Annotated in this window: 24 protein-coding genes, 3 tRNA genes and 1 pseudogene; 25 read left to right on the top strand and 3 right to left on the bottom strand. The window is 63.9% G+C overall.

Going from position 1 to position 23,669, the window contains the following annotated elements:
- Positions 1 to 209: 209 nt before the first annotated feature.
- A complete protein-coding gene (ygfZ, locus tag XAXN_RS18000) occupies positions 210 to 1,082 on the bottom strand; it encodes a CAF17-like 4Fe-4S cluster assembly/insertion protein YgfZ (RefSeq protein WP_054320552.1) in 873 nt (290 codons plus the stop codon).
- On the opposite strand from ygfZ, the gene XAXN_RS23535 reads away from it, so the two are divergent.
- From XAXN_RS23535 to lolD, 10 genes are all read left to right on the top strand, one after another.
- Positions 984 to 1,292 (top strand): DUF1674 domain-containing protein, encoded by a 309-nt coding sequence (locus XAXN_RS23535; RefSeq protein WP_338133121.1) that lies wholly within the window; start codon positions 984 to 986, stop codon positions 1,290 to 1,292. The two genes, ygfZ and XAXN_RS23535, sit on opposite strands and share 99 nt — an antisense overlap.
- Before the next feature lie 56 nt (positions 1,293 to 1,348).
- The gene (sdhC, locus tag XAXN_RS17995) at positions 1,349 to 1,744 is read left to right on the top strand and encodes a succinate dehydrogenase, cytochrome b556 subunit (RefSeq protein ID WP_054320551.1); all 396 of its coding nucleotides are present in this window, start codon (positions 1,349 to 1,351) and stop codon (positions 1,742 to 1,744) included.
- Complete coding sequence (gene sdhD / locus XAXN_RS17990) at positions 1,741 to 2,127, top strand: succinate dehydrogenase, hydrophobic membrane anchor protein (RefSeq protein WP_054320550.1); 387 nt, start codon at positions 1,741 to 1,743, stop codon at positions 2,125 to 2,127. The genes sdhC and sdhD overlap by 4 nt, the downstream gene beginning before the upstream one ends.
- A 33-nt stretch (positions 2,128 to 2,160) precedes the next feature.
- On the top strand, positions 2,161 to 3,951 hold the full coding sequence (gene sdhA, locus XAXN_RS17985) for a succinate dehydrogenase flavoprotein subunit (protein WP_054320549.1): 1,791 nt from the start codon (positions 2,161 to 2,163) through the stop codon (positions 3,949 to 3,951).
- Between the two features lie 9 nt (positions 3,952 to 3,960).
- Positions 3,961 to 4,164, top strand: coding sequence for a hypothetical protein (locus XAXN_RS17980; protein ID WP_054320553.1), 204 nt, complete (start codon positions 3,961 to 3,963; stop codon positions 4,162 to 4,164).
- A gap of 16 nt (positions 4,165 to 4,180) precedes the next feature.
- Positions 4,181 to 4,960 carry a succinate dehydrogenase iron-sulfur subunit gene (locus tag XAXN_RS17975; protein WP_054320548.1) on the top strand — a complete coding sequence of 260 codons (780 nt, stop codon included), beginning with the start codon at positions 4,181 to 4,183 and terminating at the stop codon, positions 4,958 to 4,960.
- Positions 4,961 to 5,070: 110 nt separating this feature from the next.
- Positions 5,071 to 5,319 (top strand): FAD assembly factor SdhE, encoded by a 249-nt coding sequence (locus tag XAXN_RS17970; protein WP_054320547.1) that lies wholly within the window; start codon positions 5,071 to 5,073, stop codon positions 5,317 to 5,319.
- Positions 5,270 to 5,722: a YgfX family protein gene (locus XAXN_RS17965; RefSeq protein WP_054320546.1), complete on the top strand. Its 453-nt coding sequence runs from the start codon at positions 5,270 to 5,272 to the stop codon at positions 5,720 to 5,722. Before XAXN_RS17970 ends, XAXN_RS17965 begins: the two co-directional genes overlap by 50 nt.
- A 23-nt stretch (positions 5,723 to 5,745) precedes the next feature.
- A complete protein-coding gene (locus XAXN_RS17960; RefSeq protein ID WP_054320545.1) occupies positions 5,746 to 6,987 on the top strand; it encodes a lipoprotein-releasing ABC transporter permease subunit in 1,242 nt (413 codons plus the stop codon).
- Complete coding sequence (gene lolD / locus XAXN_RS17955) at positions 6,980 to 7,714, top strand: lipoprotein-releasing ABC transporter ATP-binding protein LolD (RefSeq protein ID WP_042822589.1); 735 nt, start codon at positions 6,980 to 6,982, stop codon at positions 7,712 to 7,714. Before XAXN_RS17960 ends, lolD begins: the two co-directional genes overlap by 8 nt.
- Positions 7,715 to 7,928: 214 nt before the next feature.
- Here the strand turns inward: lolD and XAXN_RS17950 are convergent, their stop codons facing one another.
- On the bottom strand, positions 7,929 to 8,993 hold the full coding sequence (locus XAXN_RS17950; RefSeq protein WP_054320544.1) for an SDR family oxidoreductase: 1,065 nt from the start codon (positions 8,991 to 8,993) through the stop codon (positions 7,929 to 7,931).
- Positions 8,994 to 9,290: 297 nt separating this feature from the next.
- Here XAXN_RS17950 and XAXN_RS17945 point away from each other — a divergent pair.
- From XAXN_RS17945 to XAXN_RS23720, 15 genes and pseudogenes are all read left to right on the top strand, one after another.
- Positions 9,291 to 11,837, top strand: a pseudogene (locus tag XAXN_RS17945) (DNA internalization-related competence protein ComEC/Rec2).
- Positions 11,728 to 12,390: a MotA/TolQ/ExbB proton channel family protein gene (locus XAXN_RS17940; RefSeq protein ID WP_042824719.1), complete on the top strand. Its 663-nt coding sequence runs from the start codon at positions 11,728 to 11,730 to the stop codon at positions 12,388 to 12,390. The pseudogene XAXN_RS17945 and the gene XAXN_RS17940 overlap by 110 nt, the downstream one beginning before the upstream one ends.
- A gap of 3 nt (positions 12,391 to 12,393) precedes the next feature.
- Positions 12,394 to 12,858 (top strand): ExbD/TolR family protein, encoded by a 465-nt coding sequence (locus tag XAXN_RS17935; RefSeq protein ID WP_054320543.1) that lies wholly within the window; start codon positions 12,394 to 12,396, stop codon positions 12,856 to 12,858.
- Entirely contained in the window at positions 12,855 to 14,624 is a 1,770-nt protein-coding gene (gene msbA / locus XAXN_RS17930; protein ID WP_054320542.1) for a lipid A export permease/ATP-binding protein MsbA, read from the top strand. The genes XAXN_RS17935 and msbA overlap by 4 nt, the downstream gene beginning before the upstream one ends.
- Complete coding sequence (lpxK, locus tag XAXN_RS17925) at positions 14,621 to 15,658, top strand: tetraacyldisaccharide 4'-kinase (protein ID WP_042822596.1); 1,038 nt, start codon at positions 14,621 to 14,623, stop codon at positions 15,656 to 15,658. Before msbA ends, lpxK begins: the two co-directional genes overlap by 4 nt.
- A 310-nt stretch (positions 15,659 to 15,968) precedes the next feature.
- Entirely contained in the window at positions 15,969 to 16,748 is a 780-nt protein-coding gene (gene kdsB / locus XAXN_RS17920; RefSeq protein WP_042822598.1) for a 3-deoxy-manno-octulosonate cytidylyltransferase, read from the top strand.
- Positions 16,745 to 17,209 carry a low molecular weight protein-tyrosine-phosphatase gene (locus XAXN_RS17915; RefSeq protein ID WP_054320541.1) on the top strand — a complete coding sequence of 155 codons (465 nt, stop codon included), beginning with the start codon at positions 16,745 to 16,747 and terminating at the stop codon, positions 17,207 to 17,209. The genes kdsB and XAXN_RS17915 overlap by 4 nt, the downstream gene beginning before the upstream one ends.
- A gap of 23 nt (positions 17,210 to 17,232) precedes the next feature.
- On the top strand, positions 17,233 to 18,651 hold the full coding sequence (locus XAXN_RS17910; RefSeq protein WP_054320540.1) for a hypothetical protein: 1,419 nt from the start codon (positions 17,233 to 17,235) through the stop codon (positions 18,649 to 18,651).
- Positions 18,648 to 20,507, top strand: coding sequence for an excinuclease ABC subunit UvrC (uvrC, locus tag XAXN_RS17905; protein ID WP_054320539.1), 1,860 nt, complete (start codon positions 18,648 to 18,650; stop codon positions 20,505 to 20,507). The genes XAXN_RS17910 and uvrC overlap by 4 nt, the downstream gene beginning before the upstream one ends.
- On the top strand, positions 20,504 to 21,136 hold the full coding sequence (gene pgsA, locus XAXN_RS17900) for a CDP-diacylglycerol--glycerol-3-phosphate 3-phosphatidyltransferase (RefSeq protein ID WP_042822604.1): 633 nt from the start codon (positions 20,504 to 20,506) through the stop codon (positions 21,134 to 21,136). The genes uvrC and pgsA overlap by 4 nt, the downstream gene beginning before the upstream one ends.
- Before the next feature lie 36 nt (positions 21,137 to 21,172).
- A tRNA-Gly gene (locus tag XAXN_RS17895) sits at positions 21,173 to 21,248 on the top strand.
- Between the two features lie 68 nt (positions 21,249 to 21,316).
- Positions 21,317 to 21,390: transfer RNA gene (locus XAXN_RS17890), tRNA-Cys, on the top strand.
- Positions 21,391 to 21,472: 82 nt separating this feature from the next.
- Positions 21,473 to 21,548, top strand: a tRNA-Gly gene (locus XAXN_RS17885).
- Positions 21,549 to 21,768: 220 nt separating this feature from the next.
- On the top strand, positions 21,769 to 22,470 hold the full coding sequence (locus XAXN_RS23725) for a tyrosine-type recombinase/integrase (protein WP_425511886.1): 702 nt from the start codon (positions 21,769 to 21,771) through the stop codon (positions 22,468 to 22,470).
- 9 nt (positions 22,471 to 22,479) lie between these two features.
- Positions 22,480 to 23,067 carry a tyrosine-type recombinase/integrase gene (locus tag XAXN_RS23720; RefSeq protein WP_425511780.1) on the top strand — a complete coding sequence of 196 codons (588 nt, stop codon included), beginning with the start codon at positions 22,480 to 22,482 and terminating at the stop codon, positions 23,065 to 23,067.
- Between the two features lie 29 nt (positions 23,068 to 23,096).
- Here XAXN_RS23720 and XAXN_RS17875 read toward each other — a convergent pair.
- A partial coding sequence (locus XAXN_RS17875; protein ID WP_167694827.1) for a phosphoadenosine phosphosulfate reductase domain-containing protein occupies positions 23,097 to 23,669 on the bottom strand: 573 nt, incomplete at its 5' end.

Genomic DNA, 23,669 nt, shown 5'->3' with positions numbered 1-23,669 from the left:
CTGCTTCATCGGCTTGCACCACCATCGCTGCGAAGCACTTATCCTCGCATCTTTGGAACTTGATCAGCGTTGCCTTAGGCCAACCGGTCAAACAGCGATGCCGTCCAGACGGCCACGGCTGGCGCTCGGAATCGGCGGGTGCCACTCGGTCATTGCGGTGCCGCGTGATGTCCACTCCCGCCTGGCACGGCTTGCTGCGTTTTTAGCTGCTAACGCGCCAGCCCCGTCGTGAGTGCGCGCGGCCGGGCACCTTGCGTACCTACCTGCAGTGTGGCGTCCGCGTCCAGCGTCAGCTCCAACGGCAATACCGCCAGCGCGAGGTTGCCGGCCACGCTCACCGCTGTGCCGATCGCGCTGCCGTCCGATGCGACGGCAGCGCCTGCATCCACTGCTGCATCCGTTTCGAGCAGCTGCAAAGCGCGCTTGGCCTTGCCCAGGAAGTGCGTCCGCGCCACGATCTCCTGGCCCGGGTAGCAGCCTTTCTTGACGCTGTACGCCTGCAGACGGTCCAACGCCAACTGCTGCGGCGTCCACTGTTCGCGCTGGCCCTCGACCAGGCGGGCGAGCCCCAGCTGCAGATCGGTCGTGCGCCACTGCGCATCTGCACTCGGCAGTTCGATAGGCGTCGCCAATGCATCCGGGTTGTAGAGCAATAACGTGCGCGGCAGCGCTGCGCTGCCCAGATCCAACTCGATACGCTGTGTTCCGATATCGGCTTGCGCGGCATACGCGTGCTCCGGCGCTGCGAAGCCGCCGTAGGCAAACAGCTCGGCAGTGCTGATTTTCAGCTTGCGGCGAAACACGAAGCGGCCAAGTTGCGCGGCGATCTCGGCCGCGTTGCCGTCCGGCAACAACATCAGCAAGTGTGCGTCGTCCTCACGCAGGAGTGCGAAGATGGCAATCACGCGCCCCTTCGCTGTCAGCCACGCGTTCCACTGCCACTGCCCAACCGCCAGCGCTTGTACGTCATTGGCAAATTGGGCATGCGCAAACGCCACTGCATCCGTACCGGCCAATCGGACGTATTGCATGTCGTGCAGGGAGCCAAAACCCTGCGGAATAAGATTCAGGTTGTCAGCCACGGAAGGGAAGGACTAAAATCGACAAGTTGTGAGAGCACTATGATAGGCCATCCAACCCCCACCCCAGCGCAGAATTCCGAGACGCAGCCTTCTTCTCAGGAGCATATTCCCGAGAAAAAGCCACTGCCGAAGGAGATTGGTGGGCGCGACGGCCCCGAGCCAACGCGCTACGGCGACTGGGAAAAAAATGGACGCTGCATCGATTTTTGAGCAGCTTTTAGCCACAGCGGCCTAGTGCCGCCCAGCCGAGAAAACGAGCCCAGCGAATGGCGACCCGCGAACGTCCTCTCTCCCCGCATCTCCAGGTTTACCGCTGGCAGATACAGATGGTGACCTCGATTCTTAATCGAGCCACCGGCATCGTACTGTCCGTCGGCGCACTGGGAATTGCCGCTGCCTTGCTCACATTGATGCTTGGCCCCGACCATTGGAATTGTTTCCGCGATCAGGCTGCAACCTGGTATGGGCAGGTGTTCCTGTTCGGCTGGACTTGGTCTTTCGCCTTCCATCTGTTCGGTGGGTTGCGCCACATTCTGCAGGACTTCGGCCAGGGCTACGCCGTGCGCTCGTTCGTTAGCCTTGGCTGGCTGTCGGTGGTGCTGAGCCTGATGCTCACTGCCGCGATCTGGGCTTACGTCTTGTTGTCTGGAGGTGCCGCATGAGCCGCTACCGTACCCCGCTGAAAAACGTGCGAGGCCTGGGGGCTGCCAAGACCGGCACAGAGCATTTCGTAGTCCAGCGCCTGACCGCCACCGCTCTGGTGCCGTTGTCGATCTGGTTTCTGATCTTCGTGCTGAGCCTGGTCGGTGCCGATCATGCGACCGCCAGCGCCGCGGTTGCCAAACCGTGGAACGCGATTCTGTTGGTCGGCTTCCTGATCACCTCATTTTGGCATGCGCAACTGGGCATGCAGGTGGTACTGGAAGATTACGTGCACAACTCGCTGCTCGCGCTTGCGGCGCAAACCATCGTGCGCTTCGTTGCCGTCCTGGGCGCCATCGTCAGCGTGTTTGCCGTGGCGCGTATCGCGCTGGGCATGAGCTGAGTCGTCAGCGACCAAACAGGAACTCATAATTCGATGTCCGCTTACAAGATCTCAGAACACAAGTACGACATGGTCGTGGTGGGCGCCGGTGGCGCCGGCCTGCGCGCCACGTTCGGCCTGGCCCAGAAGGGCCTGCAGACGGTCTGCCTGACCAAGGTCTTCCCGACCCGTTCGCACACCGTGGCAGCGCAGGGCGGTATTTCCGCAGCGCTGGGCAACATGGGCGAAGACGACTGGCGTTACCACTTTTACGACACCATCAAGGGCTCCGATTGGCTGGGCGATCAGGACGCGATCGAGTACATGTGTCGCGAAGCGATTCCGGCCATTATCGAACTCGAGCACTACGGTGTGCCGTTCTCGCGGACCGAAGAGGGCAAGATCTACCAGCGCCCGTTCGGCGGCATGACCACCAAGTACGGTGAAGGCCCGTCCGCGCAGCGTACCTGCGCCGCAGCTGATCGTACCGGCCACGCCATGCTGCATACGTTGTATCAGCAGTCGCTGGCACACAACGCTCGCTTCATGATCGAATACTTCGCGCTCGATCTGATCTTTGACGAAGAAGGCGTTTGCCGTGGTGTGCTCGCACTGGACATGGCCGAAGGCTCGCTGCATCTGTTCCGCGCCCACGGCGTGGTGCTGGCGACCGGCGGTTACGGCCGTGCCTACTTCAGCGCCACCTCCGCCCACACCTGTACCGGTGACGGCGGCGGCCTGGTGATGCGTGCGGGCCTGCCCGTGCAGGATATGGAATTCGTGCAATTCCACCCCACCGGCATCTACGGTGCGGGTTGCCTGATCACCGAGGGCGTGCGCGGCGAAGGCGGCATCCTGCGCAACAGCAATGGCGAGCGCTTCATGGAACGCTATGCACCGCATTACAAGGATCTGGCCTCGCGCGACGTGGTGTCGCGTTCGATGACGGTGGAAATCCGCGAGGGCCGCGGCGTGGGCGAGCACAAGGACCACATCCTGCTCGACCTGACCCACCTTGGGCCGGAGGTGATCAACGAAAAGTTGCCCGGCATCGCCGAAAGCGCACACATCTTTGCCGGTGTGGACGTCACCAAGCAGCCGATCCCGGTGCTGCCGACCGTGCACTACAACATGGGCGGCATTCCGACCAACTTCTACGGCGAGGTCGTGCGCAAGCAGGGCGACGATGCGGATGCAGTGGTGCCGGGCCTGTACGCCATCGGCGAGGCTGCATGCGTCTCGGTCCACGGTGCAAACCGTCTGGGTTCGAACTCACTGCTGGATCTTGTGGTGTTCGGCCGCGCGGTCGCCAACCGCTGCGCCGAGACGGTCAAGCCGAATCAGCCGCACAAGACCCTGCCGTCCGATGCCTGCGACAAGGCCTTGGGCTTGCTGGACAAGCTGCGTCACGCCAACGGCTCCACGCCGACGGCCGTGATCCGCGACAACATGCAGCGCACCATGCAGTCGGACGCCGCGGTGTTCCGCACCAGCAAGACGCTGAAGGAAGGCGTGGACAAGATGGCCGAGATCTTCGCCACCTTCGAGGACGTCAAGGTGTCGGACCGCTCGCTGGTGTGGAATTCGGACCTGATCGAGACCTACGAATTGAACAATCTGCTGCTCAACGCAGTGGCGACGATCAATTCGGCAGAGCAGCGTAAGGAAAGTCGCGGCGCGCATTCGCACGAGGACTTCCCGGACCGCGACGACGTCAACTGGCAGAAGCACACGCTGGTGACTGTCGACGACAAGGGCAAGTGCGAATTCGATTACCGCCCTGTGCACATGTACACGCTGAGCAAGGATGTGGACGTGGTCCCGCCGAAGCCGCGCGTTTACTGATCGATGCGCATGCAGCGACCCACCGTTGCCTTGTCATTGCTCGCCATCGCCTCTGCGCGTGGCAGCGAGTCGGTGCAGCAGTTTCGTCGTCGCATGACGCTGGAGCAGCGCCGGCAGATGGCCGGCCGCTGCGCGACTGCTTCGGCAGTGGCATCCGTCATCTTTACCTTCATGCGCACGGTGCGGTTGTCGTCCGCACCGCGCATCGCCTGAGCCAACGAGAGCAGCTATGGCAGAGTTCACCCTCCCCAAGAATTCAAAGATCGGCAAGGGCAAGCATTACCCTGCAAAGGGCGCCAAGAACACGCGCACTTTCAAGGTCTACCGCTGGGATCCGGATGTCGACGCCAATCCGCGCACCGACAGTTACGAGATCGATCTGGATAAATGCGGTCCGATGGTCCTGGACGCGCTGATCAAGATCAAGAACGAGATCGACCCGACACTGGCGTTCCGTCGCTCCTGCCGCGAGGGCATCTGCGGCTCGTGCGCGATGAACATCGATGGCACCAATACGCTGGCCTGCACCAAGGCGATTGCCGCCTGCGGCAAGTCCGAGGTGCCGATCTATCCGCTGCCGCACATGAGCGTGATCAAGGACCTGGTGCCGGATCTGACGCATTTCTACGCGCAGTACGCGTCGATCAAGCCGTGGATCCGCACTCAGACGCCGCCGCCTGATCGCGAACGCCTGCAGTCGCCGGAAGACCGCCGCAAGCTCGACGGGTTGTACGAATGCATCCTGTGCGCGTGCTGCTCGACCAGTTGCCCGAGCTATTGGTGGAATGGCGAGCGGTATCTGGGCCCGGCCATCCTGCTGCAGGCCTATCGCTGGATCATCGATTCGCGCGACGAAGACACCGGTGCGCGCCTGGACGATCTGGAAGACCCGTTCAAGCTGTATCGCTGCCACACCATCATGAACTGCGCACGGACCTGCCCGAAGGGCTTGAACCCGGCGTTGGCGATCGCCGAAATCAAGAAGCTGATGATGGCGCGTCGCGCCTGATCGCATGGCATTGATTCCCCTCCACGGGGATGTGGTTCGCAGCGGCACCGGCCCTTGGGTCAGGTGCCGCTGCCGTTTTCGGCCCGCCATGCGGTGCGGTGGAGAGTGAGATGGACGAACAAACCCTGCTGAAAAAATTGCGCTGGCGTTGCCGGCGCGGCATGCGCGAACTCGATCAATTGTTCGGGCGCTACCTTGATCAACGCTGGGCGCAGGCTCCCGACGTCGAGCGCGCGGTTTTCCTACAGCTACTGGATTGCGAAGACGATAAGTTGTGGCGCTGGTTCATGGGATACGAGGCTTGCCCCGATGCCGCCAACGCCGCACTCATCGCCGATATTCGCGCCTTGCCGGCTTGAGTGGCGCCCCTCGCGCTGGCTGATTTGCGCGTTGAGCGTGTTGCTGGCGCTCGCCGTTTGGGCGGTGTGGCGTAGTGGCGTACCACCGTGGCTGGCCGTGTTGTTGTCTGCGTACTCGCTGCTTGCAGGCGGGCGGGCAGTGCGCCAGCTGTTGCGTTCGCCAGTGAGGCAGTTATTGGTGCCATGGGCGGAAACGCCCGCCAGCATTGACGGTGTGCAGGTGGAAGGGCTGCGGGTAAGCTGGCGCGGGCCGCTTGCGGTGGTGTCTTGGCGGCGAGCGGATGGCCGGCGCGAGCGCCTGCATTTCTGGCCGGACACCTTGCCGGCGCCGCAACGACGTGAACTGCGTCTGGCCGCTCAAGCCCACGCCATTTCGTCCGGGCGGCCGCTAGTGGCACCATAGCGTCCCTTTCCCGGTTGAACCGCATGTTCAAACCTATCCCGGTTGCCATCGGCTTGCGCTATCTGCGTGCCAAGCGGCGCAATGGTTTCATTTCGTTTATCTCGATGGCGTCGATCCTGGGCATCGCCCTGGGCGTGACCGTGCTGATCACCACGCTTGCCGTGATGAGCGGTTTCCAGAAGGAAATCCGCGACCGCCTATTGCAGATGGCTGCCCACGCGACCGTCAGTGCAGAGGGCGCGCCGATGCGCGATTGGCAGCATGCGGTCGAGGTCGCCATGTCCGATCCGCGCGTGGCCGGCGCAGCGCCGTATATCGAAACCGAATCCTTGTTGCAGGGCCCACGCAAGCAGCCGGCCATCGTGCGCGGCGTGATCCCTGCCGAAGAAGGCAAGGTGTCGGTGCTGGCCAAAAAGATGCAGCAGGGCTCGGTCGACAGCCTGACGCCAGGGTCGTACAACATCGTCATCGGCAAGGAGTTGGCGGTGTGGCTTGGCGTGGATGTCGGCGACAGCATCGTCGTGTTGCTCAGCGACACCCAGGCGACGCCGCTGGGCGCGATGCCGCGACTCAAGCGCTTTACCGTGAGCGGTATTTTCGAGGCCGGATACAACGAAATCGACCGCGGTCTCGCCGTGGTGAATATGCAGGACCTGGCGCGCGTGCTGCGCATGGACGGCGTCACCGGCGTGCGTCTGCGCCTGCATGACATGGATCAGGCCTGGCCGGTGGCGCGCGATCTGGCGGTGAAGTTGCACGGCCCGTACCGGGTCAGCGACTGGACCCAGGAAAACGCCAACCTGTATCACTCCTTGAAGATGGAAAAGACCGTGATGGGCATCCTGCTGTCGCTGATCGTAGCGATGGGGGCGTTCAACCTGGTGTCCTCGCAGGTGATGCTGGTGACCGATAAACAGGCCGATATCGCCATCTTGCGCACGCTCGGGCTGTCGCCAGGCGGGGTGATGCAGGTGTTCATGGTGCAGGGCTCGTTGATCGGCTTCATGGGGACCTTCATGGGTGTGATCGGCGGCATCGTGCTGACGCTCAACCTTGAGCGCATCCTCGGCGTGATCGAAGCGATTTTCAGCGTCAAGCTGCTACCCGAAGATGTGTACTACATCACCGGCCTGCCGACCGATATGCAGACCCAGGACGTGGTGGTGATCACCGTGGTGGCATTGGTGATGAGTTTCCTGGCGACCTTGTATCCGGCGTGGCGCGCCTCGCGCACCCAGCCGGCGGAGGCACTGCGTTATGAATGAGGTCCGGGAAACGGTCGTGCAACGAACAGAACAGGCAACTGCAGTGATCCGCGCCGAAGCACTGGCCAAGACGTACGCCGAAGGCAAGATGCGCACGCCGGTATTCGATGGCCTGAACCTGTCGGTGGCCACCGGCGAAACCGTGGCGATCGTCGGCGCCTCCGGCGCCGGCAAGAGCACCTTGCTGCATCTGCTCGGCGGGCTGGATATTCCCACCTCCGGCGAAGTGTATGTGGCCGGCGAGCGCATGTCGGCGCTGTCCGACGCGCAGCGCGGCAAGCTGCGTAACCAGGCGCTTGGCTTCGTCTACCAGTTCCATCACCTGCTGCCGGAATTCACCGCGTTGGAGAACGTGATGATGCCGGTGCTGTTGTCCGGCAAGGATGTGGCCGTTGCCAAAAGTCAGGCCCTGCAACTGCTGGAGTCGGTCGGGCTTGGGCATCGCGTCGAACACAAGCCCAGCGAACTGTCCGGCGGCGAGCGTCAGCGCTGTGCAGTAGCGCGTGCACTGGTCAACAAGCCGGGCTGCGTGTTGGGCGACGAGCCCACCGGCAATCTTGACGAAAAGACTGCGGGCACCGTGTTTGAGCTGATGCTCGAGCTCAACCGCGCCCAGCGCACCAGCCTGGTGCTGGTGACGCACGACCGCGGCTTGGCACGGCGCCTGGACCGCGTGCTGGAGCTGCACCAGGGCAAGCTGCGCGAATTGGCGCCGTCTGCGGTGTAAGCGCGTGGCGACGCGGTCGGGCGGCAAGACCGATCACGTTGCGCTGCGTATGAGCCTGGAATCTTCGGCGGGAGCAAATGCTGCATTTGCCGGGAAAGGCTGTCGCATTTTGCAGCGTCGTCGCAGCACTCGATCGCATGCAGCCCGACTGCAAGGGCACATGCCGCATGTTCGCCGCAGGCCAATGCAGCCTGCAGCGATGCCACAGCATCGGTCAAGGAATGATGTGCAGCGCCCGCAGGCGGGTAAACAGTTCGAAGAACGAGGCGCGGCTGTCGTAGAAGTCGAGGAAACCCAGTTCGCGGCTCTTGGTCATGTCGTTGACGCACTCGATCTCGCGGCCTAGGTCGGCATCGGTATGCCACCAGGATGCAAGCCGATTGACGTCGGACTCTACCAACGTGTGTTGCGCGGCCACCTCAGCCCAAAGGGCAGGTGCGGTCTGGCTCATGCGTGGCTCCAGCGGTTCCGGCACGGCGGGGCAGGGCGCAGCGTCGAGTTCGAAGAACTTCGCAATCTCACCCCACATCCAGCGCCAGCGGAACACATCACCATTGACGGTGTTGAAGGCCTGATTGCGCGCCGCGGGGCTAAGCCCGGCCCAGGCCAGTTGGCGGCCAAGCAGCCCGGCATCGGTGAGGTCAGTGAGGCTGTTCCACTGCGCTTGCGACCCTGGGAACACGAACGGCTGCCCGGTGTGCTTGCACAGTGATGCATACACCGCCAGCGTCACGCCCATGTTCATGGCGTTGCTGCCGTTGGCCATGCCGATCATGGTGTGCGAGCGATGCACGCTCCAGCCGAAGCCATGCTGCTCGGCATGCGCAAACAGCAGGTCTTCCAGCGTGTAGTAGAAGTTTTCGCCCGGCTGGCGTGGCTCGCTTTCGCGAAACGGCGTCTCGGCCTTGCCGCTGCCGTAATTTTCGAACGCGCCCAGGTAGTGCTTGGTGCCGGTGACAAGCGCCATGTGCTGCAGCGGCGCATCGCTGAGCGCATCGCAAAGGTGCCGCATCATCGCGCCATTGGCCTGGACGTTCTCGCGCTCGGTATCGCGACGTGTCCAGGTGCAGAAGAACACGTGGGTAATCGGTAGACCACGCAACGCGGTGTTCGTGCTCTGGGCATCCAGCAAATCTGCCGCCACCGGAATGACACCGTCGTGGGGGAGTAGCCGACGTGCAAGGCCGTACACGGTCCAGCCGTCGGCGAGCAGCACGTTGGCAAGGTTGTAACCGGAGACGCCGGTCACACCGACGATCAATGCAATGCCTTTACGCATGGGGGATGCTCCTGAAAAACGGATTTCACCATAGTCGCGACACCATGAAATCTGGGCGAACGCTGGGCCAGAGGGCGTGCCGCGCCCTTGATCGCTCGATGTGCTGCGGCATGCGTATTCACCCGTGCACTTTCCACGCACCGCGCCAAGCGGTTGCGGTCTGCCGCAGTCCTTCTTTCGTATTCGCAATCAGCGACTGCCGCGGCAGTGTTCTTCCTACCCAGACCTGCGCAGATCTCCGCTGTGCGTGGAAGGTGTCGCGATCTAAGGTGAAGACGTTGATCGATAGGGTCCAGGATGGCGACCGACAGCATGGAGGTGTCAGCGCAGGCAGCGCCGCCGCAGATGGGATCGGCCGTGGTCGTTGCGGCCGCGTTATTGCTGGGCGTGGTGGCGTGCGCCTGGTCGCCCACACTGCTGCCGCGCATGCTTTACGCCGGCTGCGTGGGTGTTGCGTTGCTGGGCAGCGGCGCGACGGTGAGGTTGCGCCCGCGCAGGAGCGCGCGATTGTTGGCCGGTGCCGTGGCACTCTTTGGATTCGGAACGATGGGGTAGCAGGTGACCGATGCCCTGCAGGCGCAATTGCTTCCGCAGGATGAAACACGCGATGTCACCGTGCGCGGACAGATTGTCGGGCTACCGACCGCCGAGCAACGCCGTACCCGCTTTCAGCTGCGCGTGGACGAAGCTCCGGCGCAGCCTGTGGCACTGCGCGGGAAGCTCCTGCAGCTGGCCTGGTACGACGACTTTGGCGCCGAGCGCATCGGCCCACGCGCAGCGCTACATGCAGGTGCGCGCTGGCACCTGCGGCTCAAGCTGCGTGCGCCACGCGGCTTGCGCAATCCCGGAGGCTTCGATGCCGAACGCCAGGCACTGGCGCAGCGCATCGCTGCAACGGGCTATGTGCGCATTCCCGCAACCGCACGCCAGACCGTACCGCCGCAGGGCGTGGATGCGTGGCGCGAACGGATGTCGCAACGCATCGCCGAGCGTGTCGGCGGCCCCTCTGCGCCGTACCTGCGGGCGCTCGCGCTTGGAGACACACGGGGGCTGGACGATACGGCATGGGCAACCTTGCGCGCGACCGGGCTCAGCCATCTGATCGCCATCTCTGGATTTCATGTCGGGCTGGTCGGGGCATTCTTCGCACTGCTGATCGCTGGCATATGGCGCTGGCAGCCGCGACTGGGCACATTCATGCCGCGTCTGCATGCGGCATCGATTGCCGCGTTATTCGGCGCTGCGGCCTATGCGCTATTGGCTGGCCTGGCGCTGCCGACGGTACGCACCGTGTTGATGATTGCGGTGGTGGCTTTTGCCAGGGTGCTGAGGAGACGCGCCTCGACCGCGCACATTCTCTCGCTCGCCTTGTTGGCGGTGTTGCTGTGGGATCCGCTCAGCGTGCTGGTGGCTGGCTTCTGGCTCAGCTTCGCCGGCGTGGCATGGCTGGTCTGGTGCCTGCCGTCCGACGATCGCGCCATCGTGCGCGGCTTCCTGTCCGCACAGACCGTGGCCACCATTGGCCTGCTGCCATTGACGGTCAGCCTGTTTGGGCAGGCGTCGCTGGTCGGGCCATTCGCCAATTTGGTCGCCATTCCGTGGTGGACTTTCGTGGTGGTGCCGCTGTGCCTGTTGGGGACCGCCCTCGAAGCGATTTACCCAGGTACCGGCGTGTGGGCGTGGCAGCTTGCGGGTTGGTGCTTTGAGCTGACCTGGCCGGGGTTCGTCTGGCTCGGGCAGACCGCGGTGGCGTTGTGGTGGGTGCCCGAGTCCGATGGGGTTGCCCTGATTGCCGCCTTGCTCGGCGCGTTCTGGCTGTTGCTGCCGCGCGCGACGCCGGGTAAATCGTTGGCGGCGCTGCTGTGGTTGCCGCTGCTCTGGCCGGATCGCGAGCTACCCGCCGCAGGCGAGGCGGAAGTGCAGGTGCTGGATGTGGGCCAGGGCTTGGCGGTGCTGGTGCGCACGCAACGCCATGCGCTGTTGTTCGATACCGGGCCGGCGGTACGCGACGGGTTCGATGCCGGCGAGCGCGTCGTGCTGCCGGCGTTGCGCGCACTTGGTGTGCGCCGGCTGGACGCCATCGTGCTCAGCCATGCCGACGCCGATCATGCCGGTGGCTATGCCGCGGTCCGCACGGGGCTGCCGGTGGCACGCACCGCTGCGCCACCGGATGCGCCGCTGGACGTCACCGCACGCTGCCGCGCCGGGCAGCAGTGGGAGTGGGACGGTGTGCGCTTCCGCTTCCTGCATCCCGACGTCGGTTTTCCTTACCTGCGCAATCAATCCAGCTGCGTGCTGCGGGTCGAGACCGCGCATGCGAGCGCACTATTGCCGGGCGATATTGGCGAAATCGTCGAGCGTCGCCTGCTGCGCGGGCACGCCGCGGACCTGCGTGCCGACCTGGTGATCGTCCCGCACCACGGCAGCGTCGACGGCTCGCAAGCCGAGTTCATCGCCGCGACCGGTGCACGTTTGGCGCTGGTGTCGTCCGGCCATGGCAACAGATTTGGGCATCCGCGCGCCGAGGCCGTGCAACGCTGGCAGTCAAGCGGGGCAGAGGTGTTGGATACCGCCCAGGCAGGCGCGATCCGGGTTTGGCTCGGTGTCGCGGGCCTGCAACTGCGCGAGCGCCGGCGCTGGCAGCCGCGGCTATGGGATGCTGCGGAACGGCGGCGGTCGGCTGCTATCCTATCGGTCAGCGAACAGGCGGCCACGTTGCCGGAGGAATCGAATCGTGTTGGAGCTGGTCAAGGCAGGCGGTTGGCCGATGGTGCCGTTGCTGTTGCTGGGCGTGATCGCCCTGGCGATCGTGCTGGAGCGTCTGTGGAGCCTGCGCCGCAATGAGGTGACACCGCCGGGCCTGGGTGAAGAAGTGCGCAATTGGGCCGCTCGCGGCAACCTGGATCCCACCCACATCGAGTCGCTGCGCCGCAATTCGCCGTTGGGCGCCTTGCTGGCCGCCGCGCTGGACGTGCGCGGCCGCCCGCGTGACGTGATTCGTGAACGTATCGAAGACACAGGCCGGCATGTGATGCATCGCATGGAGCGCTATCTGAATGCGTTAGGCACGATCGCATCGGCCGGGCCGTTGTTGGGTCTGCTTGGTACTGTGGTTGGCATGATCCAGATGTTCTTGGGCATCCTCGATCACGGCGTAGGCGATGTGAATCAGCTAGCCGGCGGTATCGGCAAGGCGCTGGTGTGCACTGCCACCGGCATGATCATCGCTGTTCCGGCATTGATGGCACATCGCTTCTTCAAGGGGCGCATCGCCGGTTACATCATCGAGATGGAGCAGGAAGCCACCTTGTTGCTGGACACCATGGATGGCCGAGTCGTGCCTGCAGCCGTCGCGCCGGCTGCAGCGGGCGCCAAGCCTGTCACGGCGAAGGGCTGACGGATGCGCATCGGCAACGACCGAAGCCAGGACGAGCCGCATATCGACCTGGTGCCATTGGTTGACGTCATCCTCGTCCTCATCATCTTTTTCGTGGTGACCACAACCTTCGACGCACGCTCCACGCTGCAATTGCAGTTGCCGACCGCCAGCGACCAGCACACGAGTGCGCCGCCGCGTTCGTTGAGAGTGCTGGTCAATGCCGATGGGCGTTATTTCATCAACGATCGGGAAGTGCTGCGCTCGGATGTGGATTCGCTCAAGCAGACCATTGCCCAGATTGCCGGCGATGACCGCGAACAGACCGTGCTGATGCGCGCCGATGCGCGGACCCCTTACCAGGCCGTGGTGACCGCGCAGGATGCGCTGGGCCAGCTCGGCTTCCGGCGCATCGCCATCGCCACCGCGCCTCCGGCCAGCGCCATCAGTACGACCGGCAAGACAAGCACCAACGGAACCCGCCAGTGACCCTCTCCACCGCGCGCCCGGCGCCAGTGTCTTCCTGGCGCACGTACCGTCGCCTGCTGGCATTCGCCAAGCCGTATCGCTTGTTGCTGGTGGCCGCGCTGATCGCCGCGTTGATCGAAGCGGCCGGCACCACCGGGTTTCTGGCGTTGATGAAGCCGATCACCGACGAGACCTTCATTTACAAGAACGCCGAGGTCAGCCGCTGGCTACCGGTGCAGATCATCCTGCTGTTTGTGGTGCGCGGCGTCGCCGGCTACATCACCGACATGGCGATGGGCAAATCCGCACGCAGCATTGCGCGCGATCTGCGTATCAAGGTGATGGCCAAGTATCTGCGGCTGCCCGGCTCACGCTTCGATTCGGAGCCGGTGCCGTCGATGCTGATACGCCTGGGCTCGGACTCGGACCAGGTGGCGCAGGCCGCAGTGGATGCGGTCAAGGTCATGATCCAGCAATCGCTGCAGGTGATCGGTGCGCTGGCATTGATGCTGTGGCATAGCTGGCAGGTGACATTGACCATCCTGGTGCTCGCCCCGGTGCTGGCCTGGGTGATGGACAAGGTGGCGCGGCGCTACCGGCGTATCAGCCACAGCATCCAGGAAAGCGGGGCGCAGCTGCTGCAGGCCGCCGACCAGACCTTGTCCAGCCATCAGGAGGTCAAGATCTACGGGGCCCAGCAGACCGAAATGGAGCGCTATGGCGCGCTCGCCAATCGCAACCTGCGCCTGGCGATGAAGGTTGAATCCACCCGCGGCATTTCCACGGCCACCGTGCAGATGATCGGCGCGATCGGCTTGTCGGCACTGCTCTTCGTGGCCGGTGCACAGGCCTTGGCCGGGCGCCTGACGGCCGGCGATTTCGTCGTGCTGATGACCTCGATGCTGACGATCATTCCTGGCCTCAAGCAGCTGACCAATGTGCAGAACATGGTGCAGCGCGGCCTGGCATCGGCCGAGCGTCTGTTTTCGGTGCTCGACAGCCCGGACGAGCCGGATCATGGGACCTTGCCGCTGACGCGTGCCAAGGGCTTGATCGAATTTCGCGATGTCACCGCGCGCTACCCGGGCCAGGTCAATCCGGCGCTGGCCGATGTCAGTTTTGTCGCGCAACCGGGCACCGTCACTGCCATCGTCGGGCGCTCCGGGAGCGGCAAATCCAGTCTTATCAAGTTGATTCCGCGTTTTTACGAAGCCGAGGCCGGGCAGATCCTGCTCGACGGTCATCCGGTGCAGGCATACGCCTTGGCGGATCTGCGCAGGCAGATCGCGCTGGTGGGCCAGCAGGTGATGTTGTTCGACGGCAGCATCGCCGACAACGTGGCATTCGGCGAAATGCGCAACGCCGATGCCAGCCAGCTGGAGCGCGCGATCCTGGGTGCCAATGCAATGGAATTTGTCGCGCAACTGCCCGAAGGCCTGCAGTCGCATGTCGGCACCAAGGGTGGGCGTCTGTCCGGCGGCCAGTGCCAGCGTCTGGCGATCGCACGCGCCATGCTCAAGGATGCGCCGGTCCTGATTCTGGACGAGGCCACCGCAGCGCTGGACAACGAATCCGAGCGCTTGGTGCAGGACGCACTGCACAAGCTGATGCCGGACCGCACCACGCTGGTGATCGCGCATCGCCTGTCCACCATCGAGCATGCCGATCAGGTGCTGGTGATGGACCAGGGCCGGATCGTCGAGCGCGGTACGCATCACCAACTGCTGGCGCAGGGCGGCTTGTATTCGCACTTGCACGGCATGCAATTCCGCGAACGCCAGGCATGAGCAAGCACGGCACCCGCACCCCGGGCTACTGGTACGACAACACGCCGATCCCGTTGCCGGCGCGCATCCTGGCGCCGGTCTACGGCGCGGCGATCGCATTGCGACGGGCGCTGTATCGCCGCGGTTGGCGCAGGCGCCACGGGGTACCGGTGCCGGTGATCGTGGTCGGCAATGTCACCGCAGGCGGCACTGGCAAGACGCCGCTGACGATTGCATTGGTCGCAAAGCTGCAGGAAGCCGGCTGGACGCCTGGCGTCGCCAGCCGTGGCTACGGCCGCGATGACGCCGGTGCCGCACGCTGGGTCGAAGCGGACACCCTGGTGGCGCTCGGCGGCGATGAGCCGGTGTTGATCGCTTGGAAGACCGGCGCGCGCGTGCGTGTCGACAGCGACCGGCTCGCTGCTGCACGGGCGCTGGTCGAGGCGGGCTGCGACATCGTGATCTGCGACGACGGGCTGCAGCATTACCGTCTGGCGCGCGATGTCGAAATCGAAGTGGTCGATGGACAGCGGCGCTACGGCAATGGACGCCTGCTGCCTGCTGGGCCGTTGCGCGAACCGGCCGCGCGGGCGCGCGATTGCGATTTCCGCGTGGTCAATCTCGGCCAGGCCAGTGCGACTGCCGCACCGCAGGTGCCCGATGATGCCGGTTTCGGCGAGTGGCAGATGCGTCTGAGCATCGACAGCGTGCAGCCGATGGATGGCAAGCGTGCGCAGCCCTTGAGCATGCTTGCAGGGCAGCGCGTGCATGCGGTGGCGGGCATCGCGCATCCGGAGCGTTTCTTCGCCATGCTGCGCGCGCGCGGTATTGGCGTTGTGCCGCACGCGTTTCCGGACCATCACGTCTATCGCGCCGCGGATTTCAGCTTCGGAAGCCGCCTGCCGGTGCTGATGACCGAAAAGGACGCGGTGAAATGCCGTCCGTTCGCCGACGAGTGGCTGTATAGCGTGCCATTGAAGGCGGAGCTTCCGGCCGCGTTCTGGGTGAGTCTGCTGGACCGCTTGAACAAATTGGCCAGCCGGCAGGGCGTGTAAGTGCGTCATCGGCCGTGGTGAGCTTGTAGCTGGACGCTGTCGGCCAACCATCGCGAGCCAGGCGTTGAATACGCTCTCGCGTCTGTAATGGGGCATCCATGCTGCATGAAGTCTCGCAGTGCTCGGGCAACGGTCTACCCGGAAATATGGGTGCGCATGGCTGCAAGCAGCGCATGCAAAGGTGTTCTAAGTGCTGATGTCGTGCAGCGCAGCGCCGACGAATACCGCGACCTCGTTCAATCACACATCGGCATCAAACGATTCGGTTCTCCCGTTTCTCCACTTCTTACTGTCTCCAGAGCGCGCACGTATGACACCCACCACGCCTGCCGATTTCGTCGTCGCCATTCCCGCCCGTTACGCCTCCACGCGGCTGCCGGGTAAACCGCTACAACGAATCGGCGATCGCCCGATGATCCAGCATGTGGCCGAGCGTGCTTTGCTGGCGGGTGCGCGCGAGGTGTGGGTGGCCACCGACGACACGCGTATCGCCGCGGCGATCGAGCATCTGCCCGGAGTGCATGTGGCGATGACCGGCACCGCGCATCTTTCAGGCACCGACCGCCTTGCCGAATGCGCACGCATTGCCGGCTGGGACGAGCAGACCTGCGTGGTCAATCTGCAAGGCGACGAACCGTTTGCGCCGGCTGCAGGCATCCGCGCCGTGGCAGATCTGCTGCAGCATTCCGGTGCCCAGATGGCCACGCTGGCCGCGCCGGTGGACAACGCGCACGACCTGTTCGATCCCAACGTGGTGAAGCTAGTGCGCACAGCCAGCGGCGATGCGCTGTATTTCAGCCGTGCGCCGATTCCCTGGCACCGCGACAGCTTTGCCGGCCAGCGCGACAGCGTGCCTGCAGAAGGTCAGTGGCTGCGCCACATCGGCATCTACGCCTATCGCGCAGGCTTCCTGCAACGCTTCGCGACCATGCCGCCCGGCATGCTGGAGCGCATCGAATCTCTGGAACAGCTGCGCGCGATGGAAGCCGGCTATCGCATCGCCGTGGCGGTGACGCCCGAGCCGTTTCCGCCGGGCATCGATACCCCGGACGATCTGGTCCGCGCGCAGATGCGGGTCGCTTCGGCATGAAGGTGCTGATCGTCTGCCTGGGCAATATCTGCCGGTCACCGATGGGCGAAGGTGCAATGCGCGCGCAACTGGACAAGGCACGGCTGTCGCGGCGCATCGAGGTCGATTCGGCTGGCACCGGCGACTGGCATGCCGGCGATCCGCCGGACCCGCGCGCGATCCGCTGTGCGCGCGGCCATGGCGTGGATATCTCGGGTCTTCGTGCGCGCCAGGTCAAGCACTCGGATTTCGAGCATTTCGATTGGCTGTTGTGCGCAGACGGCAGCAACCTGCGCGATCTGCAGCGGCTCGCCCCGGCGGCGCAGCGCGACAAGCTCGCCTTGTGGCTGCCCTGGGCCGGCATCGACGAGCGCGATGAGATCCCCGACCCATATACTGGCGGCATGGATGACTTCGAGCAGGTATGGCAGCTGGTCGACGCTGCCGCGCGCCTGACCGTGGCCAGACTCACCCGCGGCTAATCGCGCTTGGGCATAATCACCGCATGAACGCCCAGCTCACCCAGGAACTGCCGGAATTTCCCACCTGGCTCAACGCCAGGCCCTCCACCTTGCAGGAGCATCGCGGCCGTGCGCTGGTGCTGGCGTTCGTCAACGCCAGCTCGGTATGGTGCGCCGAACGCCTGGCCGAGCTTGCCCAATGGCAGGCGCGCAGCCCTGGCCGGCTCCAGGTAATCGTGGTGCAGGTGCCGCGTTTCGACAGCGAGCGCCTGCCGCAACGCGCGCTTAAACAATTGCGCGGACACGGCGTGAGTGCGCCGATCCTGCTCGACAAGGATTGGGAAACCTGGCGTCGCTTCGGTATCGAATCCTGGCCCACGCTGGTGCTGCTGGATGCCTACGGCCGCGAGCGGCAGCGCCTGGTGGGCGTCACCGGCGATTTGGACAAGGCGCTGACTGCCCTGTGCGAGGGCCAGCCCCCCCCCTCGGATGCCGACCTGCACGGCGTGGCCGAGCGCGAGCGCGAGCCGCACCTGGCGTTGCGTTTTCCCACCGGTTTGGCCGCGACCGACGACAGGTTGTATGTCGCCGATACCGGCCACCACCGCGTGCTCGAGTGCACGCACAGCGGACGCGTACTGCGCCAGTTCGGGCATGGCAATGCTGATCTCATCGACGGCGGCGTCGGCGAAGCGGCATTTCGGCGTCCGCAGGGTCTGGCGTTGGAACGCGATCAGTTGTATGTCGCCGATACCGGCAATCATGCGCTGCGTCGTATCAACCTGCGCAGCGGACAGGTGGACACCTTGTGCGGCACCGGTCGCTCTGGCGAGCCGGTCGAAGGCCTGGTGGCGTCGGCCGGTGCTTCTGCGCTGAACTATCCGCAAGGTCTGGCCATCGCCGACAACCAGGTATTGATCGCCATGGCCGGCGATAACCGGATCTGGAGCTATCACCTGGGCCGCGCCGCGCTGACCGCGCGCGCAGGTACCGGCGCCCTTGAAACCCGCGACGGCAGTGGCCATCTCGCTGCTTTCGCACAGCCGGCCGGCTTGGCGGCGGTGCAGCAAGTGGCCTATGTCTGCGACGGGCTGGGCTCGTCGATCCGCACCATGCAATTGCGCGGTGATCTGGTACAGACCTTGGTCGGCGGGCAGGGCACCTGGCAGTTTGGAGATCAGGACGGTCCACGCAGCACAGCGCGTCTGCAATTCCCGCAGGCCATCGCACTGGAGGCCAATTCGCCGCTGCTGTGGATCGCCGACACCGGCAATGGCCGCCTGCGCTGCCTGCGCCTGGGCGGCGGTGAATTGACCACGGTCGCGCTGCCGCGCCGTCTGCACGGCCCGGCCGGTCTGGCGGTCACCGCCGGTGCGGTCTGGATCGCAGAAACCGATGCACACGCCATCTTGCGGTACGACCTTGCAAGCGGCGCACTGAGTGATGTTTCGATAGACGAATGAGCGTCAGGCCCCAAAACGAGTTCGATGGAAAAGCGTTTGCTGCGCAACTGAGCACCGCGCCCGGCGTCTATCGCATGTATGCAGGTGACGACACCTTGCTGTACGTCGGCAAGGCGGGCGCGCTGCGCAAGCGTGTGGGCAGCTATTTCAACGGGACGCCGAAGAACGCCCGGTTGACCTCGATGCTGTCGCAGGTCGCGCGCATGGACGTCACCGTCACCCGCAGCGAAGCCGAAGCGCTACTGCTGGAAAACCAGCTGATCAAATCGTTGTCGCCGCGCTACAACGTCTCGTTGCGCGACGACAAAAGCTACCCATACGTGTTGCTGACGCGCGAACAATGGCCCCGTATTGCCTTGCACCGCGGTCCGCGCGCAGTGCAAGGGCGTTATTTCGGCCCTTACACGGGTGTCACCGGCGTGCGCGAAACGCTGAGCCTGATGCACAAGCTCTTCAAGCTGCGCAGCTGCGAAGACAGCGTGTTCCGCAACCGCTCGCGGCCGTGCCTGCAATACCAGATCGGGCGTTGCAGCGGCCCGTGCGTGGACTTGGTGGCGGCTTCGGATTACGCCGAATCGGTACGCCGTGCCAACATGTTTCTCGAAGGCAAGAGCGATCAGCTTGGCGAAGAGATCATGCACTCGATGCAGCAGGCCAGCGAGTCGCTGGAATTCGAGCGCGCCGCGCGTTTGCGCGACTTGCTCTCCTCGCTGCGGAGCATGCAGAACCGTCAGTACGTCGACGGCCGTGCCGCAGATCTGGACGTGCTGGCCTGCGCCACGCAATCCAGCCAGGCCTGCGTCTTGTTGCTGAGTTTTCGCGACGGCCGCAATCTCGGCACGCGCTCGTTCTTTCCCAAGACCAACGGGGAAGACAGTGCCGACGAAATTCTTGGCGCGTTCGTATCGCAGTACTACGCCGAGCATTCTCCTCCGCGCGAAATCCTGCTCGACCGCGAGATCCCGGAAGCCGAGCTGATCGAGGCCGCGCTCAGTACGGCCGCCGAGCACAAGGTGGCGCTGAAGTGGAACGTGCGCGGCGAGCGTGCCGGCTATCTGCTGCTGGCCACACGCAATGCGCAGCTGACCCTTGTCACCGAGCTGACCAGCCAAAGCGCGCAGCATGCACGCAGCGACGCCTTGCGCGAGATGCTTGGACTTGCCGAGCCGGTCAAGCGCGTGGAGTGTTTCGACATCAGCCACACCATGGGCGAGGCGACCGTCGCTTCGTGCGTGGTATTCGACGCCAGCGGCCCGGTACGTGGCCAGTACCGGCGCTTCAATATTTCCGGGATCACGCCGGGCGACGACTACGCAGCCATGCGTCAGGCGATCGAGCGCCGCTTCCGGCGCGCCGTGGAAGAGAACGGCGTGCTACCCGACGTGCTGCTGATCGACGGTGGCGCAGGCCAGCTGGCGCAGGCGCAGGCCGCGCTGGCCGATCTTGGAGTCGAGAACGTGTTGCTGGTCGGCGTGGCCAAGGGCGAAGAGCGCCGGGCAGGGCACGAGGCGTTGATCATGGCCGACGGCCGCGAGCTGCGGCCGGGCACGGCGTCGCCTGCGTTGCAATTCATCCAGCAAGTGCGTGACGAAGCGCACCGCTTTGCGATCACCGGCCACCGCGGGCGCCGCCAGAAGGCGCGCATGACCAGCAAGCTCGAGGATATCCCCGGTATCGGGCCACGGCGGAGGGCCAGCCTGCTCAAGCATTTCGGCGGGCTGGTTGGGCTCAAGGCCGCCGGCGAGGCCGAGATTGCGCGGGTGGAGGGGGTCAATGCCGCACTTGCCGCGCGAATCTACGCTAACCTGCACGGGCTGGCGCTTCCCGATGCGGCAGGCGAGGCGAGTCCGCAATGAAGTTGACCATCCCCACGTGGCTGACACTGCTGAGGATCGTGATGATTCCGGTGTTGGTCGTGGTGTTCTACCTGCCGTACACGTGGACGAATTTTGCGTCCGCTGGCGTGTTTGCGCTGGCCGCCATCACCGACTGGCTGGACGGCTGGGTCGCACGGCGTTACCACCAATATTCCGCATTCGGCGCATTCCTGGATCCGGTCGCCGATAAGTTGATGGTCGCAGTGGCGCTGTTCCTGATTGTGCAGGGCCACCCCACGCCGTGGATGGCATTCTGGGCTGCAGTCATCGTCGGACGCGAGATTGCCGTCTCTGCACTCCGCGAATGGATGGCCGAGATCGGCCAGCGCGCCAAGGTACGCGTGGCGGCGATCGGCAAGATCAAGACCACCGCACAAATGGTCGCCTTGCTTTTTCTGCTGTATTCGGTAACCCCAGGACAGATGCCGACCCATGAAATCTGGCTGGGCAACCTGATTTTTCGTGCGGGCTACTGGACGCTGGCCATTGCCGCCTTGCTGACGCTGTGGTCGGGTTTTCAGTATCTTCAGGCTGCATGGCCAAGTCTGCGCGCCGACGAAAAAGCAGCGATCAGCAACAAGCCGAAAAAAATCGAAAGCAACAGTTGACAGCTATCCTGTTCGCTGTAGAATTTCGCCTCCCAAGCGGGAATAGCTCAGTTGGTAGAGCGCAACCTTGCCAAGGTTGAGGTCGCGAGTTCGAGTCTCGTTTCCCGCTCCAGATGTAGACAAGACCCCGCGTCATGGGTCTCGTTGTTTCAAGGCAGGATGCCTTGGGTTTGATGTTTCGGCCTGGTGGTAGAGTGGTTATGCAGCGGACTGCAAATCCGCGTACGCCGGTTCAATTCCGGCCCAGGCCTCCACATCGCATGCAGTATTTCTGCCGTCGATAACGACGACAGCGCTAGCGCAACGAAGTAACACGCTGTACAATTTTTGCTCTACGCGGGAATAGCTCAGTTGGTAGAGCGCAACCTTGCCAAGGTTGAGGTCGCGAGTTCGAGTCTCGTTTCCCGCTCCAAGTCTTATGCTGTGGACTTCCACTGAAGTCCATAGCGTCTTGATCACACAGTGGTTTTCGTCTGTGGAGCATCCAGCGAAGTCTGCTGAAGTCCACCCCCAGCCACGCATTTTTAGTACATCAATTAGTACTGAAAATCTGCGCGCTGGGCTGTCCGGTTTTCGGCTGTGCTGCGTCCATCGACGTCGGTACACCTCTCCTCATCCTGAAGGAGAGTGCGATGGCTTTGACAGATACCGCCGTGCGGCAGGCCAGGACAACTGGCAAGGACTACACCCTCAACGACGCGCACGGCTTGCTGCTCTTTGTGAGTGCCAAAGGCAAGAAGAAGTGGCACTTCCGTTTCTCTTGGCTGGGCCAGCAGTCTCGCATCGCCATCGGCCCGTACCCAGAGATCAGCCTCAAGGAGGCGAGGGACCGCCGGGATGAACTCCGGGCGCAGCTTGCCAATGGTGTCGATCCGCGGGTCTATCTTCTCCAGGCAGAAAAAAAGGCGTTGGCAGCCCCGACTCATGCATTCCAAGCCGTGTTCCAGTCGTGGCGGGATTTCAAGGCATTAAGCCTGAAAACCCGTCGCCAGAGTACGCTGTCGCAGCTCAATCGCATCTTCGACAAGGATGTGCTGCCTTGGCTTGGCACGTTGTCCATCTTCGATGTGACGCCGGCGCACCTGCTGGAAGTGTTGCGCAAGATCGAGCGCCGCCAGGCCCTGACCACCGCGGAGAAGGTGCGCACCTGGTTCAACCAGATGTTTCGCTATGCGATGGTGGAGAAGGGCCTGCCTGCGAACCCTGCCAGCGATCTGGATATCGTGGCAGTGCCCAAGCCTCCGGTCAGCCACAACCCGTTTCTGCGCATGGAGGAACTGCCGGCGTTGCTGCGGACATTGCGCGAGTACCGTGGTTTCAAGACCACGCGATAGGGCATTCAATTGCTGCTCCTGACCGGCGTTCGAACCGGCGAGCTGCGCGCAGCAGTGCCAGAGCAGTTCGATCTGGAGCGAGGCTTGTGGACCATCCCCGCGGTGATCGTCAAGCAACTGCAGTTGAAGATGCGCAAGGAAGGCAAGACCGTGCCGCTCTACGTGGTGCCGCTGTCGACCCAGGCCATTGCCATCGTCCGCGAACTGCTGGACGCCCAGGGACGACGGCCAGCGCAGCGCTATCTGTTGCCGAATCGGGATGACCTCAAGGAACCCATCAGCGAGAACACGCTCAATGGCGCGCTGCGTCGCATGGGCTACGAAGAGCAGCTGAACGGCCACGGCATTCGGGGCACGATCTCTACCGCACTGAATGAGCTGGGTTACCGCGTGGAATGGATCGATGCGCAGTTGTCACACGCCGACCCTAATCAGATCCGGGCCGCCTACAACCATGCGGCCTACGTGGAGCAACGGCGTCTGATGATGCAGGACTGGGCCAACCAGCATTCGGATGCTCATCAGGTTCGCAGCAGCGGCGATGCCGATGGCCAGCGTCGTCCACAGCAAGGCGATGCCCAGCTGGCGGTTGAGTAGCCAGGCAAAGCGGCGTTTGCGCCTTTTGGTCACGAAGGGTTCCTCTCGCTTAGCGCCAGGTCGGACGTGCATCCGCCGCTGTGCGGGTCATCGAAGAACAATGCGTACTGCCGTCCTCCCCGCACAGTGCGGCACCACTGCACCAGCCGGCGGATGCCCGAGTAGCGGCCAGGCCGATCCGCATCGGTTGGGTCCTTCATGGCCGGGAAGAACGTCGCCGGGTGGCGCTTGTTCGCAGCGGCCACCACACGTTCCCAGCGTTCGATCCGGTCGATGTGCTCCGGGAACCGTTTAGCGATCGAGCGCAGCTCGGCCTTGCAAGTATGGATGCAGGGCATGCAGCCGACACGCCCCATGCCCAGGGCATACAGCGGGTTAGACACCAGACCATGGTCGGCATGCTTCTTCCACACGTCCTGCACCGACCAATTGAAGATCGGGCGCCACAGGACGCTGCCGAACTCGTGCCGGTTCCAGCGCGGTTGCCGTGCACGGTGGGGGCTTTCCTCCGCGCGGATGCCCAACCACTGCAGCACCGGGCCTTGGCACAGCATTGGAAGCACCACCTGCTCGGTGATCGGGGGGTTCAGCCGACATACGTG

The sequence above is a fragment of the Xanthomonas axonopodis genome, from assembly GCF_001304695.1.
Taxonomy (GTDB): Bacteria; Pseudomonadota; Gammaproteobacteria; order Xanthomonadales; family Xanthomonadaceae; genus Xanthomonas; species Xanthomonas axonopodis.
Note: the sequence above shows the minus strand (reverse complement) of the source record. Positions and strands in the feature narration are given on the sequence as shown.

Coding starts and splice junctions, on each gene's coding strand:
- XAXN_RS23535 (WP_338133121.1), top strand. CDS start 984: ATGCGCAAACGCCACTGCATCCGTACCGGCCAATCGGACGTATTGCAT.
- sdhC (WP_054320551.1), top strand. CDS start 1,349: ATGGCGACCCGCGAACGTCCTCTCTCCCCGCATCTCCAGGTTTACCGC.
- sdhD (WP_054320550.1), top strand. CDS start 1,741: ATGAGCCGCTACCGTACCCCGCTGAAAAACGTGCGAGGCCTGGGGGCT.
- sdhA (WP_054320549.1), top strand. CDS start 2,161: ATGTCCGCTTACAAGATCTCAGAACACAAGTACGACATGGTCGTGGTG.
- XAXN_RS17980 (WP_054320553.1), top strand. CDS start 3,961: ATGCAGCGACCCACCGTTGCCTTGTCATTGCTCGCCATCGCCTCTGCG.
- XAXN_RS17975 (WP_054320548.1), top strand. CDS start 4,181: ATGGCAGAGTTCACCCTCCCCAAGAATTCAAAGATCGGCAAGGGCAAG.
- XAXN_RS17970 (WP_054320547.1), top strand. CDS start 5,071: ATGGACGAACAAACCCTGCTGAAAAAATTGCGCTGGCGTTGCCGGCGC.
- XAXN_RS17965 (WP_054320546.1), top strand. CDS start 5,270: ATGCCGCCAACGCCGCACTCATCGCCGATATTCGCGCCTTGCCGGCTT.
- XAXN_RS17960 (WP_054320545.1), top strand. CDS start 5,746: ATGTTCAAACCTATCCCGGTTGCCATCGGCTTGCGCTATCTGCGTGCC.
- lolD (WP_042822589.1), top strand. CDS start 6,980: ATGAATGAGGTCCGGGAAACGGTCGTGCAACGAACAGAACAGGCAACT.
- XAXN_RS17950 (WP_054320544.1), bottom strand. CDS start 8,993: ATGCGTAAAGGCATTGCATTGATCGTCGGTGTGACCGGCGTCTCCGGT.
- XAXN_RS17935 (WP_054320543.1), top strand. CDS start 12,394: ATGCGCATCGGCAACGACCGAAGCCAGGACGAGCCGCATATCGACCTG.
- lpxK (WP_042822596.1), top strand. CDS start 14,621: ATGAGCAAGCACGGCACCCGCACCCCGGGCTACTGGTACGACAACACG.
- kdsB (WP_042822598.1), top strand. CDS start 15,969: ATGACACCCACCACGCCTGCCGATTTCGTCGTCGCCATTCCCGCCCGT.
- XAXN_RS17915 (WP_054320541.1), top strand. CDS start 16,745: ATGAAGGTGCTGATCGTCTGCCTGGGCAATATCTGCCGGTCACCGATG.
- XAXN_RS17910 (WP_054320540.1), top strand. CDS start 17,233: ATGAACGCCCAGCTCACCCAGGAACTGCCGGAATTTCCCACCTGGCTC.
- uvrC (WP_054320539.1), top strand. CDS start 18,648: ATGAGCGTCAGGCCCCAAAACGAGTTCGATGGAAAAGCGTTTGCTGCG.
- pgsA (WP_042822604.1), top strand. CDS start 20,504: ATGAAGTTGACCATCCCCACGTGGCTGACACTGCTGAGGATCGTGATG.
- XAXN_RS23725 (WP_425511886.1), top strand. CDS start 21,769: ATGGCTTTGACAGATACCGCCGTGCGGCAGGCCAGGACAACTGGCAAG.